18 protein-coding genes are annotated in these 19,837 nt (G+C 69.8%); 6 read left to right on the forward strand and 12 right to left on the reverse strand.

What is annotated here, in order from left to right:
* Window position 1 precedes the first annotated feature (1 nt).
* The 6 genes from ABGB12_RS04465 to ABGB12_RS04490 form a co-directional block, all read right to left on the reverse strand.
* Window positions 2-751, reverse strand: coding sequence for a transglycosylase family protein (locus tag ABGB12_RS04465; RefSeq protein ID WP_347674810.1), 750 nt, complete (start codon window positions 749-751; stop codon window positions 2-4).
* A gap of 103 nt (window positions 752-854) precedes the next feature.
* On the reverse strand, window positions 855-1,682 hold the full coding sequence (locus ABGB12_RS04470) for a TatD family hydrolase (RefSeq protein WP_347674812.1): 828 nt from the start codon (window positions 1,680-1,682) through the stop codon (window positions 855-857).
* A complete protein-coding gene (gene metG, locus ABGB12_RS04475) occupies window positions 1,672-3,462 on the reverse strand; it encodes a methionine--tRNA ligase (protein ID WP_347674814.1) in 1,791 nt (596 codons plus the stop codon). The genes ABGB12_RS04470 and metG overlap by 11 nt, the downstream gene beginning before the upstream one ends.
* Window positions 3,463-3,727: 265 nt before the next feature.
* The gene (locus ABGB12_RS04480) at window positions 3,728-4,264 is read right to left on the reverse strand and encodes a dihydrofolate reductase family protein (protein WP_347674816.1); all 537 of its coding nucleotides are present in this window, start codon (window positions 4,262-4,264) and stop codon (window positions 3,728-3,730) included.
* 51 nt (window positions 4,265-4,315) lie between these two features.
* A complete protein-coding gene (locus ABGB12_RS04485; protein WP_347674818.1) occupies window positions 4,316-5,605 on the reverse strand; it encodes a glycosyltransferase family 87 protein in 1,290 nt (429 codons plus the stop codon).
* Window positions 5,602-6,837 (reverse strand): glycosyltransferase 87 family protein, encoded by a 1,236-nt coding sequence (locus tag ABGB12_RS04490; RefSeq protein WP_347674820.1) that lies wholly within the window; start codon window positions 6,835-6,837, stop codon window positions 5,602-5,604. Before ABGB12_RS04490 ends, ABGB12_RS04485 begins: the two co-directional genes overlap by 4 nt.
* A 197-nt stretch (window positions 6,838-7,034) precedes the next feature.
* Here ABGB12_RS04490 and ABGB12_RS04495 point away from each other — a divergent pair, with 197 nt between their 5' ends.
* Together ABGB12_RS04495 and ABGB12_RS04500 are read left to right on the forward strand one after the other, a co-directional pair.
* Window positions 7,035-8,465: a glycosyltransferase family 87 protein gene (locus ABGB12_RS04495; protein WP_347674822.1), complete on the forward strand. Its 1,431-nt coding sequence runs from the start codon at window positions 7,035-7,037 to the stop codon at window positions 8,463-8,465.
* Between the two features lie 117 nt (window positions 8,466-8,582).
* The gene (locus ABGB12_RS04500; RefSeq protein WP_347674823.1) at window positions 8,583-8,993 is read left to right on the forward strand and encodes a hypothetical protein; all 411 of its coding nucleotides are present in this window, start codon (window positions 8,583-8,585) and stop codon (window positions 8,991-8,993) included.
* A 74-nt stretch (window positions 8,994-9,067) separates the two neighbouring features.
* Here ABGB12_RS04500 and ABGB12_RS04505 read toward each other — a convergent pair whose 3' ends face one another.
* On the reverse strand, window positions 9,068-10,297 hold the full coding sequence (locus ABGB12_RS04505; RefSeq protein ID WP_347674825.1) for a glycosyltransferase family 2 protein: 1,230 nt from the start codon (window positions 10,295-10,297) through the stop codon (window positions 9,068-9,070).
* Window positions 10,298-10,447: 150 nt separating this feature from the next.
* On the opposite strand from ABGB12_RS04505, the gene ABGB12_RS04510 reads away from it, so the two are divergent.
* On the forward strand, window positions 10,448-11,944 hold the full coding sequence (locus ABGB12_RS04510; protein ID WP_347674827.1) for a hypothetical protein: 1,497 nt from the start codon (window positions 10,448-10,450) through the stop codon (window positions 11,942-11,944).
* Here ABGB12_RS04510 and rsmI read toward each other — a convergent pair.
* Entirely contained in the window at window positions 11,904-12,740 is an 837-nt protein-coding gene (gene rsmI / locus ABGB12_RS04515) for a 16S rRNA (cytidine(1402)-2'-O)-methyltransferase (protein WP_347674829.1), read from the reverse strand. The genes ABGB12_RS04510 and rsmI overlap by 41 nt on opposite strands.
* 68 nt (window positions 12,741-12,808) lie before the next feature.
* On the opposite strand from rsmI, the gene ABGB12_RS04520 reads away from it, so the two are divergent.
* Together ABGB12_RS04520 and ABGB12_RS04525 are read left to right on the forward strand one after the other, a co-directional pair.
* Window positions 12,809-14,374: a phospholipid carrier-dependent glycosyltransferase gene (locus ABGB12_RS04520; protein WP_347674831.1), complete on the forward strand. Its 1,566-nt coding sequence runs from the start codon at window positions 12,809-12,811 to the stop codon at window positions 14,372-14,374.
* Window positions 14,375-14,458: 84 nt separating this feature from the next.
* Complete coding sequence (locus ABGB12_RS04525; protein WP_347674832.1) at window positions 14,459-15,553, forward strand: aromatic acid exporter family protein; 1,095 nt, start codon at window positions 14,459-14,461, stop codon at window positions 15,551-15,553.
* A gap of 26 nt (window positions 15,554-15,579) precedes the next feature.
* Here ABGB12_RS04525 and ABGB12_RS04530 read toward each other — a convergent pair whose 3' ends face one another.
* On the reverse strand, window positions 15,580-16,185 hold the full coding sequence (locus tag ABGB12_RS04530) for a TetR/AcrR family transcriptional regulator (protein ID WP_347674834.1): 606 nt from the start codon (window positions 16,183-16,185) through the stop codon (window positions 15,580-15,582).
* A gap of 179 nt (window positions 16,186-16,364) precedes the next feature.
* On the opposite strand from ABGB12_RS04530, the gene ABGB12_RS04535 reads away from it, so the two are divergent.
* Window positions 16,365-17,372: an alpha/beta hydrolase-fold protein gene (locus ABGB12_RS04535; RefSeq protein WP_347674835.1), complete on the forward strand. Its 1,008-nt coding sequence runs from the start codon at window positions 16,365-16,367 to the stop codon at window positions 17,370-17,372.
* A 29-nt stretch (window positions 17,373-17,401) separates the two neighbouring features.
* Here the strand turns inward: ABGB12_RS04535 and ABGB12_RS04540 are convergent, their stop codons facing one another.
* From ABGB12_RS04540 to ABGB12_RS04550, 3 genes are all read right to left on the reverse strand, one after another.
* Entirely contained in the window at window positions 17,402-18,316 is a 915-nt protein-coding gene (locus ABGB12_RS04540; protein WP_347674837.1) for a UbiA family prenyltransferase, read from the reverse strand.
* Between the two features lie 207 nt (window positions 18,317-18,523).
* Entirely contained in the window at window positions 18,524-18,724 is a 201-nt protein-coding gene (locus ABGB12_RS04545; RefSeq protein WP_347674839.1) for an MbtH family protein, read from the reverse strand.
* Window positions 18,725-18,782: 58 nt separating this feature from the next.
* Entirely contained in the window at window positions 18,783-19,796 is a 1,014-nt protein-coding gene (locus tag ABGB12_RS04550; protein ID WP_347674840.1) for an iron-siderophore ABC transporter substrate-binding protein, read from the reverse strand.
* Window positions 19,797-19,837: the final 41 nt, after the last annotated feature.

A 19,837-nucleotide genomic window follows, 5' to 3' on the forward strand; every position in this document is an offset into this window, starting at 1 on the left:
GTCACTTCTGGAACAGGAGGCGGCCGCACTGGGGCCAGAGGGACTCCCAGCGGCCGTCTTCTCGGGCGTAGAGGAGCTGGGCGCGCTTGGTCTGCTCGTGGGGGGTGGCTTCGCTGGGCAGACCGGTGCCGCCTACGGAACGCCAGTTCTCGGGGGTGAAGCGGTAAAGGCCGTGGGCGCCGTCGGGAGTGACGGCCTTGGGATCGTTGCCGGAGGCGCAACGGGCGACGGCGTCCCAGTTGAGCTCATGGACCTTCAACTCGTGGACCTTGGCCTCTATGGCCCTCAACCCGGAGGTCAGACCCTTGGCCGCGGAGTCGGCGAGGTGGCCGAGGTCTTCGGTGGGGGTCTTGGGGAGGAGTTCGGGGACCTCGGGCCGGGAGCGCGAGGGCTTGGCCGTGGGAACCACCACGGTGGGAACCTCTGGCGGGGTGATCATCGGATGGGAGGGGAGGCTCTCGGCCGTCTCGGGGGCCTGGCGGTGGCGGGTACCCGGCGCGGCGGCCCTGGACCGGCGCACGTCGCCGCCGGGAACGGGCCGCGCCGGGGCGGCGGTCACCGTCCGCAGGGAGGGCGGCAGGACCAGGTTGCTCTGCTCGCCGGTGAGGGCGAGCTGTTCGGCCTCCGAGGGGGTCTTCGAGAACAGGGACCATCCGCCGGCCGCGAGGGCCAGCAGGAGCCCCGCCCCGAAAACGGGCAGGACCCGGCTCGGAGGTCGCCCTGCCGCCGCATGCCTTCCACTACGAGTCACGGTCACAGAACATTAGAGGCCGAAGCCGCAGCGTGAGCGGCGAACAACACAACGTACCGGTTTGTCGCGTGTCAGGCGTGGATCTCCCGGGGCTTTCCCTGAACTACCCCTGCGGAAAGCCGAACAAACGCGAGCCCGTCCCGGCGATGGCCGAGCACAACTCCTCCACCGGGACTCCCTTGACCTCGGCCATGAGACGGACGGTGTAGGGGATCAGATGGGAGGCGTTCGGCTTCCCCCGGTAGGGGACCGGCGTCATGAACGGGGCGTCGGTCTCCACCAGCAGGAGGTCCAGCGGGGCGACGGCCAGGGCGTCGCGCAGCGGCTGGGCGTTCTTGAACGTCACGTTGCCCGCGAAGCTCATCACATAGCCCTTGCCGGCGCAGACCCCGGCCATCTCGGCGTCTCCCGAGAAGCAGTGGAAGACCACCTTGTCCGGGGCGCCCTCCTCGTCCAGGATGCGCAGGACGTCGTCATGGGCCTCGCGGTCATGGATCACCAGCGCCTTGCCGGTCTCCTTGGCGATCGCGATGTGGGCGCGGAACGAACTCTGCTGCTCCTCGTGCGAGGCGTGGTCACGGTAGTAGTCCAGGCCTGTCTCCCCCACGGCGACGACCCTCGGGTCCCGCGCCAGTTCGGCGATCCGGGCCAGGGTCTCGTCCGTGAGCCCCTTGGTGTCGTTGGGGTGGATCGCCACCCCCGCGTACACGTCGGGGTGCTCTGAGGCGGTCTTGGCGGCCCACTCCGAGGACGGCAGGTCGCAGCCGATCGTCATGATCCGCCGGATTCCCACCTCCTGGGCCTTCGCGACGGCCTCGGCCACCGTCATCTCGAGCATGTCGAGATGACAGTGGCTGTCGAAGACGGCCACGGGAAGCACCGGAACGGGCTCCCGGGCCTTCTCGGCCCTCCCCCGGCCCTCAGGCGCCAAGGCGGGCCAGCTCCTCTTCCACGACGCTCTGGTCGAGCTTGGGGAACAGCGGGACGGGCCGCTGCAGCGGGGTGCCCGCGGTGATCGGCTGGTGCTCCCAGCGGGCCTGGGCCGTGGTGTAGTCGCCGGTGATCACCGGGTAGACCCGCTCGCCCTCGGAGACCTCGTCGATCCGCGGCATGCCGGACCAGACGCCCTGGCCGCCGAGCATCTCGAAGACCTTCTGCGAGCTGTTGGGCAGGAACGGGGTGAGCAGCGTCTTGGCGTCCCAGACGGCCTGCAGCGCCACGTGCAGGATGGTGCCCTTGCGCACCGGGTCGTCCTTGATCTTCCAGGGCTCCTGCTCGGCGAGGTACCTGTTGGCCTCGCGGACCACCTCGAACGCCTCGGTGATGGCGTTCTTGAACCGGGAGCGGCCCAGCTCCGCGCCGACCTTCGCGAACGCGCCGCGGGCGAACTCCAGCACCGCCAGATCGGCCTCGGTGAGGTCCTTGGCCTCGGGGACCGCCCCGTACTCCTTGGCCGCCATGGAGACGCTGCGGTTGACCAGGTTGCCCCACTGGGCGACCAGCTCGCCGTTGTTGCGGTCGACGAACTGCTGCCAGGTGAAGTCGGTGTCCTGGTTCTCCGGACCGGCCACCGCGATGTAGTACCGCAGGGCGTCCACGTCGTAGCGGGCCAGGAAGTCCTTGACGTAGATCACGACTTGGCGCGAGGAGGAGAACTTCTTGCCCTCCATGGTCAGGAACTCGCTGGAGACCACCTCGTCGGGCAGGTTCAGCCTGCCCAGCGAGCCGGGCGTTCCGCCCTTGGCGCCCTCGCCGTTGTAGCCCAGCAGCATCGCCGGCCAGATCTCGGTGTGGAAGACGATGTTGTCCTTGCCCATGAAGTAATAGGCCAGGGCCTCGGGGTTCTGCCACCACTCGCGCCAGCGCTCGGGGTCGCCGGAGCGGCGCGCCCACTCGACCGAGGCGCTGAAGTAGCCGACGACCGCGTCGAACCAGACGTACAGCCGCTTGTTGGGCTGGTCGCGCCAGCCGTCCAGCGGGATCGGCACGCCCCAGTCCAGGTCGCGGGAGATCGCGCGGGGCTGGAGGTCCTCCAGCAGGTTGAGCGAGAACCGCAGCACGTTGGGCCGCCAGTCGCCCTCCTTGCCGCGCAGCCAGCGGCCCAGCACCTCGGTGAAGGCGGGCAGGTCGAGCATGAAGTGCTCGGTCTCCACGAACTTCGGCGTCTCGCCGTTGATCTTGCTGACCGGATCGATCAGGTCGATCGGGTCGAGCTGGTTGCCGCAGTTGTCGCACTGGTCGCCGCGGGCGCCGTCATAGCCGCACCGGGGGCAGGTGCCCTCGATGTAGCGGTCGGGCAGCGTACGGCCGGTGGACGGCGAGATCGCGCCCATCGTGGTCTTGGGGAAGATGTAGCCGTTGTCGTACAGGCCCTTGAAGATCTCCTGGACGACGGCGTAGTGGTTCTCGGTGGACGTCCGGGTGAACAGGTCGTAGGACATGCCCAGTCCGTGCAGGTCCTCGACGATCACGCGGTTGTAGCGGTCGGCCAGCTCGCGGGCCGTCACGCCCTCCTTGTCCGCCTGGACCTGGATCGGGGTCCCGTGTTCGTCCGTCCCGGAAACCATGAGCACCTGGTTGCCCAGCATGCGCTGGTACCTGCTGAACATGTCGCACGGCAGGGCGAAACCGGAGACGTGCCCGATGTGGCGCGGGCCGTTGGCGTACGGCCAGGCGGGGGCGGTCAGGATATGGCGGGACGGCGATGACATGTACCAAGCCTACGGCTTACCCGTGAGGGGACCGAACTGTTATCCACACGGGTGACGCCCGCCTGACGGCGTGCTGCCGGCGGCTGAACGCACGCTGACGCGCACTGAACGATCCACGCGGGTGACGCCCGCCTGACGGCGTGCTACCGGCGGCTGAACGCACGCTGACGCGCACTGAACGATCCACACGGGTGACGCCCGCCTGACGGCGTGCTACCGGCGGCTGAACGCACGCTGACGCGCACTGAACGATCAACAGGGTGGTTCAGACGGGTCGGTAGGTCAGCAGCACGTTCCCGGACGAGAACGTGCGGCTCTGCGTGAGCTTGAGCGGGTGCCTCCGGGTGGCCGTGTGGAAGAGGGGCCTCCCCTCCCCCAGCACCACCGGATGGACCATGATCCGCAGCTCGTCGATCAGCGCCCGCTCCAGCAGCGAGGTGGTCAGCTCCGAGCTCCCGAAGACCGCGAGGGTGCCGCTCCGCGCCCGCAGCAGTCCCGGATCCGTGATCACCTCGGTGTTGTGCCACCCCGCCGAGGTCATGCTGTGCGAGACCACGACCTTGGCGTAGGAGTTCATCAGCCCCGCGACCTCCGGATCCGCCTCCAGCGCCTCTTCGGTGGGCCAGTAGGCGGCCATGTGCTCATACGTCCGCCGCCCGAACACGATCGTGTCGATCTCCCGCAGCTGCGCCACCGCGAACGCGTCGAACTCCTCGTCGATGTTCGGCCAGTCGAACTCCCCTTCGGCCCCCTGGTAGTACCCGTCGACGCTCACGATGTGAAACGAGAAGATCCGATTCATGACCCGCCTCCGCTGAGTGGTCTACCCGGCCGCCGCCACTCCAGCACAGCCCTACGACACTGTGCGCGCTCCTCGTGCGGGGTCTCCTGCGCATCGGCGCCGTTCGATCTCATGCGATCCCTCCGGGCGGAGACCGCGCCGGGGAAGACGGCGGTTCCAGGGGAGGGTCAGGGGGATGGTGGCGATGACGAGGAGGCTGGCGAGGGGGTACCAGCGGCCCCAGGTGGTGTAGGCGTCCGGGGTCAGATCGGTCATGACCAGGTAGCCGACCGCGGCGTAGAGGCCTGCGGCGGTGTGGAACCAGGACGCTCGGGGGGTGGGGGCGGACACCAGGAACGGGGTGGGCCACAGGAGGTACTGGACGCCGTGGGCGGCGGTGACGGCCTGGAAGGACGACGTCGTGGCCAGGGCGATGTCGGTGCAGCGGGCTCGGCGCCAGTACCAGAGGGCGGCCAGGACGGCGGCGAGGGTCAGCAGGGTGCCGATGCGGCGGACGGCCAGGTAGAAGGGGTCGTCCCAGACGTGGGGGTCGGCGGGGCGGAACTCCAGGAGGACGGCGGGCCAGCCCCAGGTGCCGACGTTGGGGCTGTAGCCGAGCATGGTCTTGACGATGCGGGGGAGCTCGTCCAGCGGGGTGCCGACCGTCAGGGGGAGGGTGACGAGGAAGAGGGCGGGGACGGCCGCGGTGGCCGTGAAGGCGCGCAGGCGGTCCGCGTTGGTGCGCAGGCCCAGCAGCAGGGCGGGCAGGAACAGGGCGGGCCAGGACTTCACCGAGATCGCCAGGCCGAGGAGCGCGCCGGCCAGCCAGGGGCGACGCAGCACCAGGAAGGCGCCGACGGCGAACAGCAGGCAGAGCGGCTCCATCTGGCCGTGGACGGCGCTGACCAGGACGGGCAGCGGCAGGCAGGCGTACTGGAAGCGGCGCAGCGCCCCCGTCTCGCGGCCCGCCAGCAGGCCGACCAGGACGACCACGCCCAGATCGAAGGCGATCGGCGCCAGCCGGCTGACGACCAGCCACGGGACGCCCAGGTGCTGCTCCAGCCAGACCGCCGGGGCGAGGACGAAGGCGTAGAGCGGGGTGTAGTTCCAGCCGGTGGGGCGGGTGTTGAGGATCGGGTCCTGGTGGGCCAGGACGTTGGCCCCGGCGGTGTGGAAGTCGTTGACGAGGTCGTACGGCCGGATGTCCTGCGACAGGGCGAGCATCGCCAGGCGCAGGCCCAGCGCCACCGCCAGGGTCGCTTTCAGCGAGGGGCGCCAGCCGCGGCGGGAGGCGAGGAAGAAGAGCGCGAAGCAGACGGCGACCAGCAGCAGGCGCAGCCCGACCAGCCAGGGGTGGTTCACGCAGGGCTCCCGGCCAGCTCTTGCCTCGGCGCGGACACGGGCGCGGGGGCCTCTCGCCGCGACCACGGCTGGGCGAACAGGATCAGCGGGATGACCAGCAGGCTGGCCGGGAAGTACCAGTCCGACCAGGCGCTGTACGTCTGGGGCCGCGAGAGCCCCAGCACCAGGTATCCGACCGCGGCGTAAAGGCCCAGGGCCCCCTGGAGCACCAGGAGCCGGCCGGTCTGGCGCGCGGTGGCGAAGGGCCCCGCCCAGGAGAGGTACTGGACGCCGTGGGCGGCGGTGACGACCTGGAAGGCCGAGGCGCTCACCTGGGCGACGTCCACCGCGTGGGCGCGCCGCCAGAGCCAGATCCCGGCGATGACGGCGCTCAGCGTCAGCAGGGTGCCGATCCGGCCCACCAGGGTCTGGTCCACGTCGGGGGCGAAGGAGAGCAGGACCGAGCTCCAGCCCCAGGTGCCGATGACGGGGCTGTACCCGAGCATGATCTTCACGACCTCGGGCATCTGCGCGACCGGTGTCCCGACCGTGAGCGGCATGGTCACCAGCAGTGCGCCCAGCAGCGCGAACATCGCGGCCAGGGCCTGGCGGCGCTCCCGCCATCCGGGCAGGCCCAGCAGGAGGGCGGGGATGAAGAGCGCGGGCCAGGTCTTGACGGAGATCGCCAGTCCCAGCAGCAGCCCCGCCAGCCAGGGGCGGCGCAGCACGACGAAGGCCCCGACGGCGAACAGCAGGCAGAGGGGCTCCATCTGGCCGTGGACCGCGCTGACCAGGACGGGCAGCGGGAAGCAGGCGTACTGGAAGGCCTCTCGCCGGGTGGCGAGCCTGCCGACGAGCAGCGCCACCCCGAGGTCGAAGAAGACCGGGCCGATTCGGCTGACCAGCATCCAGGACAGGTCCAGGGTCTGGCTCACCCACTCGTTGGCGGCCAGGAACAGCGCGTACGTGGGCAGGTAGTTCCAGCCCAGGTCGCGGACTGCGTGCAGGGCGGGGTCGCGGTGCGCCAGGGCGTTGATCCCGGCGGCGTGGAAGTCGATGTCGAGGTCCTGGGGCCGGACATCGGTGATCACCGCCAGTGCCAGCATCGACAGCCGCAGCCCGAGCCCGGTGAGCAGGATCAGCGCGATCCCCGGCCGCCAGTCGCGACGGTGGGCGAGCACCGCGAGGGCCATGCCGGACAGCAGGAGCAGGCATTCCAGCGCCAGGAGCACCGGGTCGAAGGTGGGCAGCATCTTCAGTCCGTTAGCTCCTGGATCAGGTGGTTAGGCTAACCTCGATCTCAACACCGGCTACTGCAGCACCTCGACTGACCGGGTGGCCATTCGTTGCCGGGTTGGAACCGGATCACACTCTGGGAAACAGCCCGCGAAGGCACACTAGAGGATCAAAGGATACGGGTTTCTGCCCCGGGGGACGCACAGGAGCACCATTGACCCACATCAGAAGAGCCGTGGCCCTGGCTTCCCGGCACCGTGTCTTCGTCTTCCTCGCCGCCCTGGGCCTGCTGCTGCGCGTGGTCACGATGCTCGGTTACCGCTGGGCGATGTGGTTCAACGACTCCTACCAGTACGTCGCCAGCGCGCTCGACGGCGAGCCGCACATCGTCCGGCCCAACGGCTACGCCTTCTGGCTGGCGCTCCTTGAACCGTTCCACAGCTTCGGCCTGGTCACCGCGCTCCAGCACCTGATGGGCCTGGCCACCGCGGCCCTCATCTACGTCCTGCTCTGGCGCCGCTTCGGCCTGCCCAAATGGGCGGCCTCCCTGGCCGCCGCCCCGGTGCTCTTCGACGCCTACCAGGTCCAGCTGGAGCATCTGGTCCTGTCGGACGTGCCCTTCCTGCTGATGATGACCCTCCTGGCCTATCTGGCGCTCACCTGGCGGGAGATCACGGTCCGGCGCGGGCTGGTGCTGGGGCTGCTGACGGCCTCGGTCGTCGTGATGCGCTCGATCGGCCTCGGCCTGATGATCGTGGTCCTGGTCTACTTCGTCGTCAAGCGGGTCAACTGGCGGTCGATCGCCGCGGTGGCGGTGAGCTGCGCCCTGCCGCTGGTGGGCTACGCCGCCTGGTTCAACGCCCATTACGGGCGGTTCGCGCTCAGCAACAGCGACGGACCGTTCCTGTACGCCCGGGTCATGAAGTTCGCCGACTGCTACAAGATCCACCCGCCGGTGGAGGAGAGCGCCCTGTGCTCGGGCCTGCCCGTCGACGAGCGGCCGAGCTCGCAGTTCTACGTCTGGGGGCAGGTCTCCCCGCTCGACCGCTACTCGGGCGCGTTGTTCAGCAACGAGAAGAGCGCGCTGGCCGGCCGGTTCGCCCGGCGCGCGATCATGGCCCAGCCCGGCGACTACCTGAGCGCCATCGGCTACGACGTGATCCGCGTGTTCAAGTGGAACCGCGAGGTCTACCCCGACCCTCCCACGTACAACATGTACCGCTTCCGTACGACGACGGAGCCGATCTCCGACTGGGCGGTGCCCGTTCTGCACCGGTACCAGGCGGGCGACGCCCGTCCGAGGATCGTCGAGCCGTACGCGGGCTTCATGCGGTTCTACCAGTCCTACTTCTTCCTCCCCGGCACCGTCGTCGGAATCGCCCTCGCAGCCGCGCTCGTCGGCATCGCCCGCCGGTGGAGGGAGTGGGGCGGCGAGGCCATCCTCCCCTGGGGCTTCGCGGCCGCCCTGCTGACCGCTCCGGCCGCCACCGCGGAGTTCGACTACCGCTATGTGATCCCCGCGGTCCCCATGGCCTTCCTCGCCGCCTTCATCTCCCTGCGCGACGTCAGGCTCCGGCGGCGCGCCGACCGGGCGGAGGACGGCTCCGAGAAGGAGCCGAAGGAGACCCCCGTCCTCGTGGGGTGAACCGCGAGCCCGGCGTGTCCGGCCGGTGTCCGAGAGTGGTCACCGGCCGGGTGTTCCGGCCCGGAGCTGCGAGAATCGTCCACGCGCTGATCACCATCGAGTGGAACGAGGACGACTGTGCGCAAGGGACTCGGACGCCCGCTCCTGACGCTCTCCCTGGCGGCCGCTCTGGTGGGCGGCACCTCCGTGCCGGCCTTCGCCGCGTACCGGGACTTCAGGACCTCGAACGCCTATGCCGATGCCTCGGGATTCATCATCTGGAAGGGCAGATACATCACCGTCGACGTGCGCGACTTCGAGACGGGGTGCGTCTCGCAGGAGCCGGTCGGCAGGTCTTACCTCTACCTTTCCTATCAAGAAAAGGTTGGAAAGAAATGGAAGAAGCGCAATAAGTCGATCGCTTCACTCAAGCAGTGCGGTGACCGCGATGGATTCAAGGTGAAGACCAAGGTCAAGGGCTCCTACAAGAACGCCAAGGTCACCGTCTGCACCGACGCCGCGTCCTGGGTGTGCGGCAGGCCCGGCTGAGCACGCCGGACGCAAGAAGCGGGGCGGCCCTCGGGGCCGCCCCGCTTCTTGTGCGACGGGTTCCGGGACGGGTCTCAGTCCTCGACCGCGACCTTCACGGACGGGCGCACGGCGTCGGCCACCGTCAGGGTCTCCGTGGCGTCGCTCTCGGTGCCCGGGTGGCTGGAGCGGCGGATGCCCAGGATCGACAGGAACGCCGTCCCCAGGATCATCTGGCAGCTCATCATCAGCGCGGTGGCCGACGGGACGACCATGCGCAGGGTCTCCCGGGCGTTGAGCTCGCCGAACTGGGCGCCGTGCCAGTGGACCACCGAGACGCCCACCCCGGCCAGGCCGGCGACCGCCAGCACCCCGCCGACGACCAGGCCCTTCTCGAAGCTCCAGGAGTTCAGCAGCCAGTTGGCCCTGCGATCGGCCGGCAGGAAGCCCTCGGCGACGCCGTAGGCCTTGGTGAGCAGCGAGAACACCACCCCCTGGAAGCCGATCACCACCGCGGCCGAAGCGCCCACCAGGGTGTCGACGTCGAAGACGACGCCCCGGATCTCGATCGGCCTGGCCGCCAGCGCCACTCCGGAGACCAGGCCCACCGCCATCAGGACCAGGCCGGGGATGAGGAACAGCCAGCGAGGGCTGTAGAGCAGCAGGAAGCGCAGGTGCCGCCAGCCGTCGCGCCAGGTGTTGAGGTGCGGCGGACGGGACCGGCCGTCCTTCTTCAGGGTGGTCGGCACCTCGGTGATCTTCGCGCCGGCGAGGGTCATCTTGACCACCAGCTCGGAGGCGAACTCCATGCCGGACGACTGCAGGCCCAGCGCCAGCGCGGTGTCCCGGCGGAAGCCGCGCAGGCCGCAGTGGAAGTCGCCGATCTTCGAGCCGAAGAACAGCCGCCCGACGAACGACAGGACCGGGTTGCCCAGGTAGCGGTGGAGCGGCGGCATCGCGCCCGGCTCGATCCCGCCGCTGAAGCGGTTGCCCATCACCAGGTCCGCGCCCTCGCGCAGCTTCTCGACGAACGGCAGGAGCGCGGTGAAGTCGTAGGAGTCGTCGGCGTCACCCATGATCACATAGGTGCCCTTCGCCGCCCTGATACCGCCCATCAGCGCGTTGCCGTAGCCTTTGAGCGCCACCGGGACGACCCTGGCCCCGGCCGCCTCGGCCAGGGCCTGCGACCCGTCGGTGGACCCGTTGTCCGCGACGATGACCTCGCCGTCGATGCCGTGCTCCTCGAGGAAACCCACGGCCTTGCGGACACAGGTCTCCACGGTCTCCGCCTCGTTCAGACAAGGCATCACCACGGACAGTTCCATGGGAAAGGGCTCCTTAGGATTCGACTGGGCCTGGTGAAGTATGGTGCCGGGCATTCTGACCGCACATCGGCGCCGTTGCCAAGCCGCAACCGTGGGCCGAGGTCTCGTGCCGGTCGGATCCGAGGATCGGACGGACGAGATCTGGATCAGGTGACCAGGATACGACGGGCCCCCCTGCCGGCCGAGGAGAAGGGCGCCAGCCCCCCGCTCTCCCCGGCCCCTTCGGCCTTCCGCCTGCGGCGGCACCGCGCCTTCGTGGCGGTTCTCACGCTCGGGGCGCTGCTGCGGATCATCGCCGGGCTGGGGTACCGGCCCGCCCTCTGGTTCAACGACAGCTACGACTACGTCCAGATCGCCCTGCAGCCGTTCCCCCACCCCATCCGGCCCGCCGGGTACGGGATCTTCCTGTGGCTGCTGCGCCCCTTCCACTCCTTCGAGCTGGTCGTGGCGGTCCAGCATCTGCTGGGGCTCGCCACCGGGCTCCTGGTCTACCTGCTGCTGTCCCGGCGGGGCCTGCCGCCCTGGGGCGCCGCGCTCGCCGCCGCGCCGGTCCTGCTGGACGGGGGGATCATCGAGCTGGAGAGCCTGATCCTCTCCGACACCCTGTTCCTGTTCCTGTCCGTCGCCGCCCTGACCGCCCTGCTGTGGCCCGGAGGGCACCACCCGGTCCGGCTGGCGGCGGCCGGAACCCTGCTGGCCGCGGCCACGACGACCAGGACGATCGGGCTGCCGCTGCTGCTCCTCGCCCTGGCCTGGCTGCTCCTCCGGCGGCGGTGGGGGGCCGTGGGGCTGGTCGCCGTGACGGGGCTGCTCCCGCTGGCCGTCTACGCGAGCTGGTTCCACTCCGAGAACGGCCGTTACGGGATCACCGCGACGGACGGCGTCTTCCTCTGGGGCCGGACGGCCGCCTTCGTGCGGTGCGAGAACATCCCGGAGGAGCTGCGGTACCTGTGCCCGGCGGGCGAGCCCGGCGAGCGGAAGGCGTCCTCCTCCCAGGTGTGGGCCCCGGAATCACCCATCGGATGGCGCTTCGGCGAGGCGTTCGATCCCCGGATCAACGAGGACGCCCAGCGTTTCGCGGTGCGGGCGGTCCTCGAACAGCCCTTCGATTACGCGAAGACCGTCGCCTACGACTTCTTCGTCCGCACCTTCCGCTGGGAACGCGACGACCATCCGACCGCCGTCACGGCACGCAAGTACCTCTTCCCGGAGCGGGCCGAGGATCTTCCGGTGTGGCCCGTGCTGGGAGGCGGCGCTCCGGCGGACGTCGTCACGGCCTACGACCCGGATATGGCGACGAACAGCGGAACGCGAATCGTCGAGCCCTACGCCGGGATCATGCGCTTCTACCAGGGGTTCGTCACGGTACGCGGCCCGGTGCTCGCGCTGGCCCTGCTCCTGCCCGCCTACGCCTGGTACCGGCGCCGCTCGGCGCCCCCGGCCCTCCTGCCCTGGGCCGCCGGGGTCGCGCTGCTGGCCGTCCCCCCGCTGACCGTCGACTTCGACCACCGCTACGCGCTGACCGCGATGCCGATCATCGCGCTCGCCGCCGGATGCGCGTTCGCCCGGACCCGGGAGACGGCGGAGGGGACCGCCGGGCCCCCGGTCATTTCGCTGCCAGCACCGCGTCGTAGACCACCTTTTTAGGGACCTTGTTCTCCTTGGCGATCTCCGCGATGGCCTCCTTGCGGGAGAGGCCGACGTGTTCCCGGGCGAACACCGCCTCGGCGAGGTCGGCCGGTTCGGAGAGGGTCTCGCGGGGCGGGGTGCCCTCCACGACCAGGGTGATCTCGCCCCTGACGCCGTCCTCCGCCCAGGCGGCCAGCTCGCCCAGCGGGGCGCGGCGGATCTCCTCGTAGGTCTTGGTGAGCTCCCGGCAGACGGCGGCGCGGCGTCCGGGGCCGAACGCGGCGCCGAGCGCCTCCAGGGAGGCGGCCAGGCGGTGCGGGGCCTCGAAGAAGACCATGGTGCGCGGCTCCTCCGCCAGTTCGGCGAGCCGGGCCGCCCGCTCCCCCGCCTTGCGGGGCAGGAAACCCTCGAAGCAGAACCGGTCGGTCGGCAGTCCGGACAGCACCAGCGCGGTGGTCACCGCCGAGGGGCCGGGCAGGACGGTGACCGGGACGTCCGCGGCGACGGCCTCGACGACCAGCCGGTAGCCGGGGTCGGACACCCCGGGCATCCCGGCGTCGGTGACGACCAGGACGTCCCTGCCGTCGCGCAGGTCGCCGAGCAGTTCGACGGCGCGGCTCCGCTCGTTCTGGTCGTAGTAGGAGACGATCCTGCCCGTCGGCGTCACCCCCAGGTCGGCGGCGAGCCTGCGCAGCCGCCGTGTGTCCTCGGCCGCGATGACCGGGGCCTGCGCCAGGGCCGTCCGCAGCCGGGGCGAGGCGTCGTCCGCCCGCCCGATGGGGGCGGCGGCGAGAATGAGGGTGCCTGTGCTCATCCGCCCATTCTCTCCTCCCTTCCACAGGGGCTTCCTGTCCGGCGCCCGATCCCCCCTACGATGGCCGGGTGGCTGTCACCGAGATCGAAACAGCACCGGCGCCCCCGACGCTGCGCGAGAAACTGGCGCCCAAGGTGCCGGGCAGCGCGCTGTGGGGCTGGCTCGGACCGCTGCTCGTCGCCGCCTTCGCCGGATTCCTGCGCTTCGACCGGCTGGGCGTCCCCCGCGCGGTGGTCTTCGACGAGACGTACTACGCCAAGGACGCCTATGCGCTGCTGAAGTTCGGGTACGAGCACTCCTGGGTGCGCGAGCCCGAGGACCTGGCGGACAAGCTGTTCCTCGGTGGCAAGGCCGACCAGATCTGGGCCGAGGGCGGCTCGTTCATCGCCCACCCGCCGGTGGGCAAGTGGATGATCGCGCTCGGCGAGCAGCTGTTCGGGGTCACCCCGTTCGGCTGGCGGTTCATGGCCGCGGCGGTCGGCACCCTGTCGGTGCTGATCCTGTGCCGGGTGGCCCGGCGGATGACCGGCAGCACCCTGCTGGGCTGCGCGGCGGGCTTCCTGCTGGCCTTGGACGGCCTGCACCTGGTCTCCAGCCGGACGGCCCTGCTGGACATCTTCCTGATGTTCTGGATCCTGGCCGCTTTCGCCTGCCTGGTGGCCGACCGCGACCGGTCCCGGCGCGCCCTCGCGGCCGGGCTCGACGCCGATCCCGGCCGCGCGTCCTCCCTCGGCCCGTGGATCCTGCACCCGTGGCGGATCCTGGCCGGGATCTGCTTCGGCCTCGCCTGCGGCACCAAGTGGTCGGCCGCGCCCTTCCTCGCGGTCTTCTTCCTGATGGTCGTCCTGTGGGACGTGGGCGCCCGCCGTATGGCCCGGGTGCGGTTCCCGGTCGGCGGCGCGCTGGCCAAGGACGGGACCGCCACGGTGCTGAGCCTGGGCGTCCTGCCGGTCGTCACCTACGTGGCCACCTGGTCCGGCTGGCTGTTCGCCAGTGGCGGCTGGGGACGCGGCACCCCTGCGAAGAACGTGTGGCTGCGCCCGTTCGAGGGCCTGCCCGACCTGGTGCGCTACCACCGGCAGATCCTGGACTTCCACAACAGCCTGACGTCCAAGCACCCCTACCAGTCCTGGCCGTGGGACTGGCCGATCCTGCGCCGGCCGGTGGCGTACTTCTACGACGACAAGGCGACGGGGTGCGGGGCCGCCAAGTGCTCCCGCGAGATCCTCGGCATCGGCACCCCCGCCCTGTGGTGGGCCGCGCTCGCGGCCCTGGTGGTGATCGTCTTCCTGTGGCTGGCCTACCGCGACTGGCGGGCCGGGGCCGTCCTCGCGGCCTACGTGGCGGGGTGGCTGAGCTGGTTCCCCTCGGCCTTCGGCGACCGGACCATGTTCATGTTCTACGCGCTGCCGCTGGTCCCGTTCATGGTGCTGGCGGTCGTTCTGGTGCTGGGGTTGATCATCGGTCCCGCGCAGGTCCATCCGCGCTCCCGGCGGGTCGTCGGCTCGCTGATCGCGGGCGGGTTCGTGCTGCTGGTGCTGCTGAACTTCTGGTACCTGTATCCGGTGCTGGCCGCGCAGAACATCCCCTACGGCGAGTGGCACTCCCGGATGTGGCTGGACTCCTGGATCTGAGGAGGTCCAAGCTGGAGCCAAGAGCCCTCCAGTTCCGGTTCCTGAGCGTGGTGCGCGCGCCCCGGATCGCCTATCAAGGAAAGGGTGAGCTGGGGTACCGCCGTCAGGCTGGTGGTGACCGCGGTCGCCGCGTACCTCGTGGCCGACCGGATCCTGACGGTGCAGGCCCCTCTGCTGGCCCCGCTGACCGCTCTGCTGATCGTCCAGGTCTCGCTCTACCAGACGCTCCGGCACTCCCTCCAGCGCGTCCTCAGCGTCACCACCGGCGTGGTCGTCGCGGTGGTGGTGGCGGGACCCATCGGGTTCACCTGGTGGAGCCTGGGCCTCGTCATCGGCGTCGCGCTGCTGCTGGGCCGGCTGTTCAAGCTCGGTGACCACATTCTGGAGGTGCCGATCAGCGCGATGCTCATCCTGCAGCTGGGCACCGAGACCCCGGAGGGCGCCGCCGACCGGGTGGTGGAGACGATCATCGGCGCGCTGGTCGGGTTGATCGGCGTGCTGCTGACCGCGCCGATCCGGGTGGAACCCGCGGAGAAGAGCCTGCTGGACCTGGCCTCCCACACCGCCGACCTGCTCGACTCCCTCGCCGACGACCTGCACCTCGAACCGGGCAAGGTGCACGTCACCACCTGGCTGGGCCGCAGCAGGCGGCTGTCGGACCGGGCCGAGGAGACCGAGGTGCGGCTCACCGAGGCCGAGGAGAGCGCCCGGCTCAACCCGAGGGCCAGGACCAGGGGCGGTCCCTCGCCGACCCTGCGCACCGCGGTGAGCGCGCTGGAGCACGTCGCCATCCGGCTGCGGGGCCTGGCCTTCTGCATGGCCGACCGGACGTGGCTGCAGTTGCGCGACCGCACCGGCCTCGGCTCGCGGATGTGGGCGGCGGACGTGCGGACCCAGCTGGCGCTCACCCTGCGCTCCCTGTCCGGCGCGGTCCGGCTGTTCGCGGCGACCGCCACCGCGCCGGGGCCCGAGTCCCGCCTGAGGTACGGCCAGGCCACCCATGAGCTCCTGGTCGAGGGCCGCGGGCACCGCGAGGCCCTGGGCGCCCTGCTCCGCGACGACCCGGGGCACTGGCCCCTGCACGGCGAGTTGCTGGCACATCTGGACCGCCTGCTGGACGGCCTCGCCCCGATCCAGCTCGGAGTCCGCCCCGGCCCGCCCGAGACCGCCTCCTTCTGAAGCGGAGAGCGCCCCTCGGGGCGGAGTCAGAGCAGGCGGTCGATCATCTCGTAGAGGTACCTGCGGAAACGTTCCCGGGTCGCCCGGTCGTGCGGGTCGTGGTGGACGCCTTCGGCGTCGGTGAGGCCGATGTTGATGAAGCCGCAGATGCTCCAGAGCATCGTCCACATGGCGAGGTCCAGGTCCAGGTCCTCGCGGACGGTCAGGCGCATCGTGTCGCTCATCCCCTTGATCAGGGGACGGGAGAAGCGTTCGTCGACGGTGGCCTTCAGGTCCGCGGCGTCGGCCAGCCAGCGGTGGGTGAGCAGGGCGGGCAGCTCGGGGTGCTCCAGGGCGAAGTCGAAGAACGCGTCGATCAGCCCGTGGAAGCCCTCGTTTCCGGGGGCCTCGGGGTCGAACGCCGTCACCGCCTCCGCCAGCCTGGTGTTCTGCTCGGCGAAGAGCTCGGTGAGCACGATGAGGTAGAGGTCCTGTTTTCCGCCCACGAGCTCGTGAAGGCGCTGCGAGTCGATGCCCGAGGCCTCCGAGATCATGCCGAGCGTGGTGGCGTCGTATCCGAGCTGCGCGAACAGCCTCCGGGCCAACACGATGACGCGGTCCCGGTCGGACATGCCCGCCCCCTGTTCGTCCACTGCTTTCCTCCCCCCCCTTTTTCGGCCCTGCTTCTTCTTGAACAACGGACATCCGCTGACGCTTCCACCGCAGATCCTTTAACCGGATACTGATGAAACATCCGTTATCACTCAACTCATGGCTAGCCAGAGAAAACTTCAAGGATCACACTCTTGTCTTCCGAGGAGGAGGGTGATCGGTGGACGCGGCGACCAGGGCACTGAATCCGTGGACGACCTTCGGCCTGATGGGGGTGGCGCTGACCCTCCCCCTGCTGGGGGACGTCCCCGTCCGGGCGGCGGCGCCCGTCCCGGCGGACGGCGGAGCGAAGATCGTGCGGGAGAGGAGGCTCGGCCGGCACATGCGCGACCTGACCGTGCGGACGCCGAACCTCGACGGGTCCGTGAAGATCAGGATTCTGCTCCCCCGGAACTGGAAGAAGAAGACGAAGAGAACCTGGCCCGTTCTTTATGCCTTTCATGGAGGCCAGGACGACTACACTTCCTGGGCCCGCAGCACCGACATAGAGAAATGGGCTCGCCTTTATGACGTGATAGTCGTCATGCCCGAGGGCGGCAACGGCAGTTACACCGACTGGCACAACTACGGGCGGGGTGGGACGCCGCGCTGGGAGACGTTCCACACCTCCGACGTCGTCCAGCTCGTCGAGCGCAACTACCACGCGGGACGGCGGCGCGCGGCGATCGGAGTCTCGGCCGGCGGCATGGGCTCGATCGGCTACGCGGCGCGGCACAGGGGACTCTTCCGCCAGGTCGCCTCACTCAGCGGCATCCTGCACCTCACCGCCCCCGGCATGCCCGCCCTGGCCATGGTCACCAACGCGGCGAACAAGCAGGACCCCGCGGCCATCTACGGCCTCCCCGGCGTCGACGCGGCCAACTGGCGCGCGCACGACCCCTACGTGCTCGCGCCCCGGCTGCGCGGCGTGGGGATCTTCTTCTCCGCGGGCACCACCGGACGTCCGGGACCGGGCGACCCGAAGGTCGGGCCGGTCGACGTCGGCCTGTTCGGGGAGCGCGCCGTCGGCCAGACCAACCGGGAGTTCCGCAAACGCCTGGACGGGCTGAACATCCCCTACACCGCGCGCCTCTACGGCGACGGGCGGCACAACTGGCCGGCGTGGCGGCGGATCTCCAAGAGGCTCTGGCCGGAGCTCATGGTGCGAATCGGCGCCCGGAGGCTTTAGCCGCGGGCGCCGAAGGGCTCAGGGGTCGTTCAGAAGGAGATGATCTCGGCGTAGCCGAGGGCGAAGAGCAGGCAGGGCAGCAGGAAGAGCTTGCCCACCCGGATCATGCCCTTGCCGACGTCCTTGGGCTCGCGGGCCTTGCTGAGACCCTGGTGGTACAGCCAGACGAACACCGGGGCGCAGGCCGCCCACGGCCAGACCATCCACTGCGGGAACACCTCGCCGACCGCCGCCATCGCGACGGTCAGCACCCAGAACCCGGCCCAGCAGACCAGCCCCACCAGGTAGGTGCGCTCGGCTCCGATGCGCACCGCCATGGTGGTGTAGCCGCTGGCCCTGTCGCTCTCGATGTCGGGGATCATCGTCGGGGTGTAGAGGGCGATCTCCACCAGCAGCACCGCGAGGATCGTCCACCAGGGGAATCCGTCGAACGATTCGACCGCCGCCCAGCCGCCCAGCACCGGGAACACGCCCAGCGCGGTGCAGTTGCTCAGCACGTCCAGGCCCGGACGGTTCTTCCATTTCAGCGGGGGCACGCTGTAGACCCACCCGCACACCAGGAAACCGAGGGTCGCCAACGCCATTTCCGGGCGCACCGCGAAGGAGAGCGCCAGGGCCAGTGCCGCGGAGCCGTAGGCCGCGGCCTTGGCTCCGCCGACCGAGAGCCGGCCGCTGGTGAGCGGGGTGTCCTTCCGCGGGTTGAGCAGGTCCCCTTCCAGGTCGTAGGCGTCGTTGATGGCCAGTACCGCCAGCCACACCAGGGGACCCCAGATGACGAGTCCGAGCAGGCCGGTGGCCGGGCCGATCAATTCACCGCTGGCGAGCAGATATCCCAGATAGAAGGGGACCAGGGAGACAAGGAACAGACCGGGGCGCGAAATCTCCCACAGATCCAGGATCAGTTGCCGGGTCCTGCCGAGAACCTGGGGGGTGGCCGTCACCATCAGTTACCTCGCGAATGAGGGGGGTTACAACGGGTAAATGTGCGGGCCGAGATTACCGGCTGGACCGCCGAGAAGATTGAGCGATCCACAGCAATTAATCGCGACAAAACTGAGCGGAGGTAAGTGGTGTGGCTCACTTCGTACGGATTGCCCCCATGTGATGACGGTGAGTCTTTTGACATCTGATCCAATTAAGGGTCTTCAGAATCAGTCGCGGACGCCGCGCGGGACGAGGTCGCTCCAGTGCGTCCGGACGTGGTCCAGGCAGGAGGACCGGTCGGCGGGCCCGTGCACGGCGGTCCAGCCCTCGGGGACCGGGACGAAGGAGGGCCACAGCGAGTGCTGCTCCTGCGCGTTGACCAGGACCAGGAAGGAGGCCTCGGAGTCGTCGAAGGGATTGGTGCTCATACAAGCTCCCTGGGGGAAGGGCCGCCGCGGCCCGTGCGGGCCGCGGCGGACGAGACGGTCAGGAGGCGGCCTTCGCCGCTTTGGCGATCCGCGGGACCACCTCGTCCACGACGTAGGGGGCCGCCAGCACGGTGGGGGTGCGCAGTGGCCAGAAGGCCTTGAGGTCGATCGCGACGTAGGAGCCGCGCTTGACGACCTCCAGGTTCGAGAACACCCCGTTGCCCTCGATCTTCTTCTGGGTCGCGGGGTCGTCGTTGTAGTGGCTGATCAGGACGTCGGCGTCGAGGACGCCGGCCTTCTCGATGCTCAACTCGGCGGCGAAGCCCTCGCCGGGCAGCTTCTTGATCTCCTCGGGCAGCACCAGGCCGAACCGGTTGAGCAGTTTCACGCTGGTGTCGGTCTCGGCCTTCATGACCGCGATGTTCCCGGACGGGAAGACGCTGGTGAAGGCGAAGGTCCTGCCCTTGAGCTCGGGATGGCTCGTCACCACCGATGCGAGCTCGTCCTCGACCTGTCCGATCAGCTTCTCGCCCTCGGCGGACCGGCCGACCGCCTTGGCGACCTGTGCGGTGATCGCCTGCCAGGAGTCCTCGGCCGGCCCGGTCGTGTAGGCGACGGTCGGCGCGAGCTTGGAGAGCTTCTCGTACTCCTGGTCTATGTAGTAGTCCCCGCCGGCCAGGATCAGGTCGGGCTGGAGCGCGGCGATCTCCTCGACGGAGAAGCCGGACTCGCCGGCCTTGAGCAGCTTCGGCCTCTCACCGGTGATCTTCGAGGCGGTCCAGGGGGCCAGTCCGTCCTCCTGGACGCCGGTCAGCTCGGCCATGCCGACGGGCCGCACGCCCAGGGCGAGCAGTGCGTCCTGGTCGGCCTCGCCGAGGGCGACGATGCGCTGGGGCTCGGACTCGATCTTCGTGGTGCCGAGCTTGTGCTCGATGGTGACGGGGAAGGCGCCGGCCGAGCCGGCGGAAGCGTCCTTGGACGGCTCGTCGCCCTCACCGCCGCAGGCGGCGGTGAGGCTGAGGCCGAGGGCCAGGGCGGCCACGGCTCCCAGCCGGCGCATCGTGCTGCGCATGGATAAGGGTCCTTCCTGGAGGGGGTTTTATTAGGTAAGGC

The sequence above is a fragment of the Actinocorallia sp. B10E7 genome, from assembly GCF_039871655.1.
Taxonomy (GTDB): domain Bacteria; phylum Actinomycetota; class Actinomycetes; order Streptosporangiales; family Streptosporangiaceae; genus Actinocorallia.

Coding starts and splice junctions, on each gene's coding strand:
- metG (WP_347674814.1), bottom strand. CDS start 3,462: ATGTCATCGCCGTCCCGCCATATCCTGACCGCCCCCGCCTGGCCGTAC.
- ABGB12_RS04480 (WP_347674816.1), bottom strand. CDS start 4,264: ATGAATCGGATCTTCTCGTTTCACATCGTGAGCGTCGACGGGTACTAC.
- ABGB12_RS04490 (WP_347674820.1), bottom strand. CDS start 6,837: ATGCTGCCCACCTTCGACCCGGTGCTCCTGGCGCTGGAATGCCTGCTC.
- ABGB12_RS04505 (WP_347674825.1), bottom strand. CDS start 10,297: ATGGAACTGTCCGTGGTGATGCCTTGTCTGAACGAGGCGGAGACCGTG.
- rsmI (WP_347674829.1), bottom strand. CDS start 12,740: ATGAGCACAGGCACCCTCATTCTCGCCGCCGCCCCCATCGGGCGGGCG.
- ABGB12_RS04540 (WP_347674837.1), bottom strand. CDS start 18,316: ATGGTGACGGCCACCCCCCAGGTTCTCGGCAGGACCCGGCAACTGATC.
- ABGB12_RS04545 (WP_347674839.1), bottom strand. CDS start 18,724: ATGAGCACCAATCCCTTCGACGACTCCGAGGCCTCCTTCCTGGTCCTG.
- ABGB12_RS04550 (WP_347674840.1), bottom strand. CDS start 19,796: ATGCGCAGCACGATGCGCCGGCTGGGAGCCGTGGCCGCCCTGGCCCTC.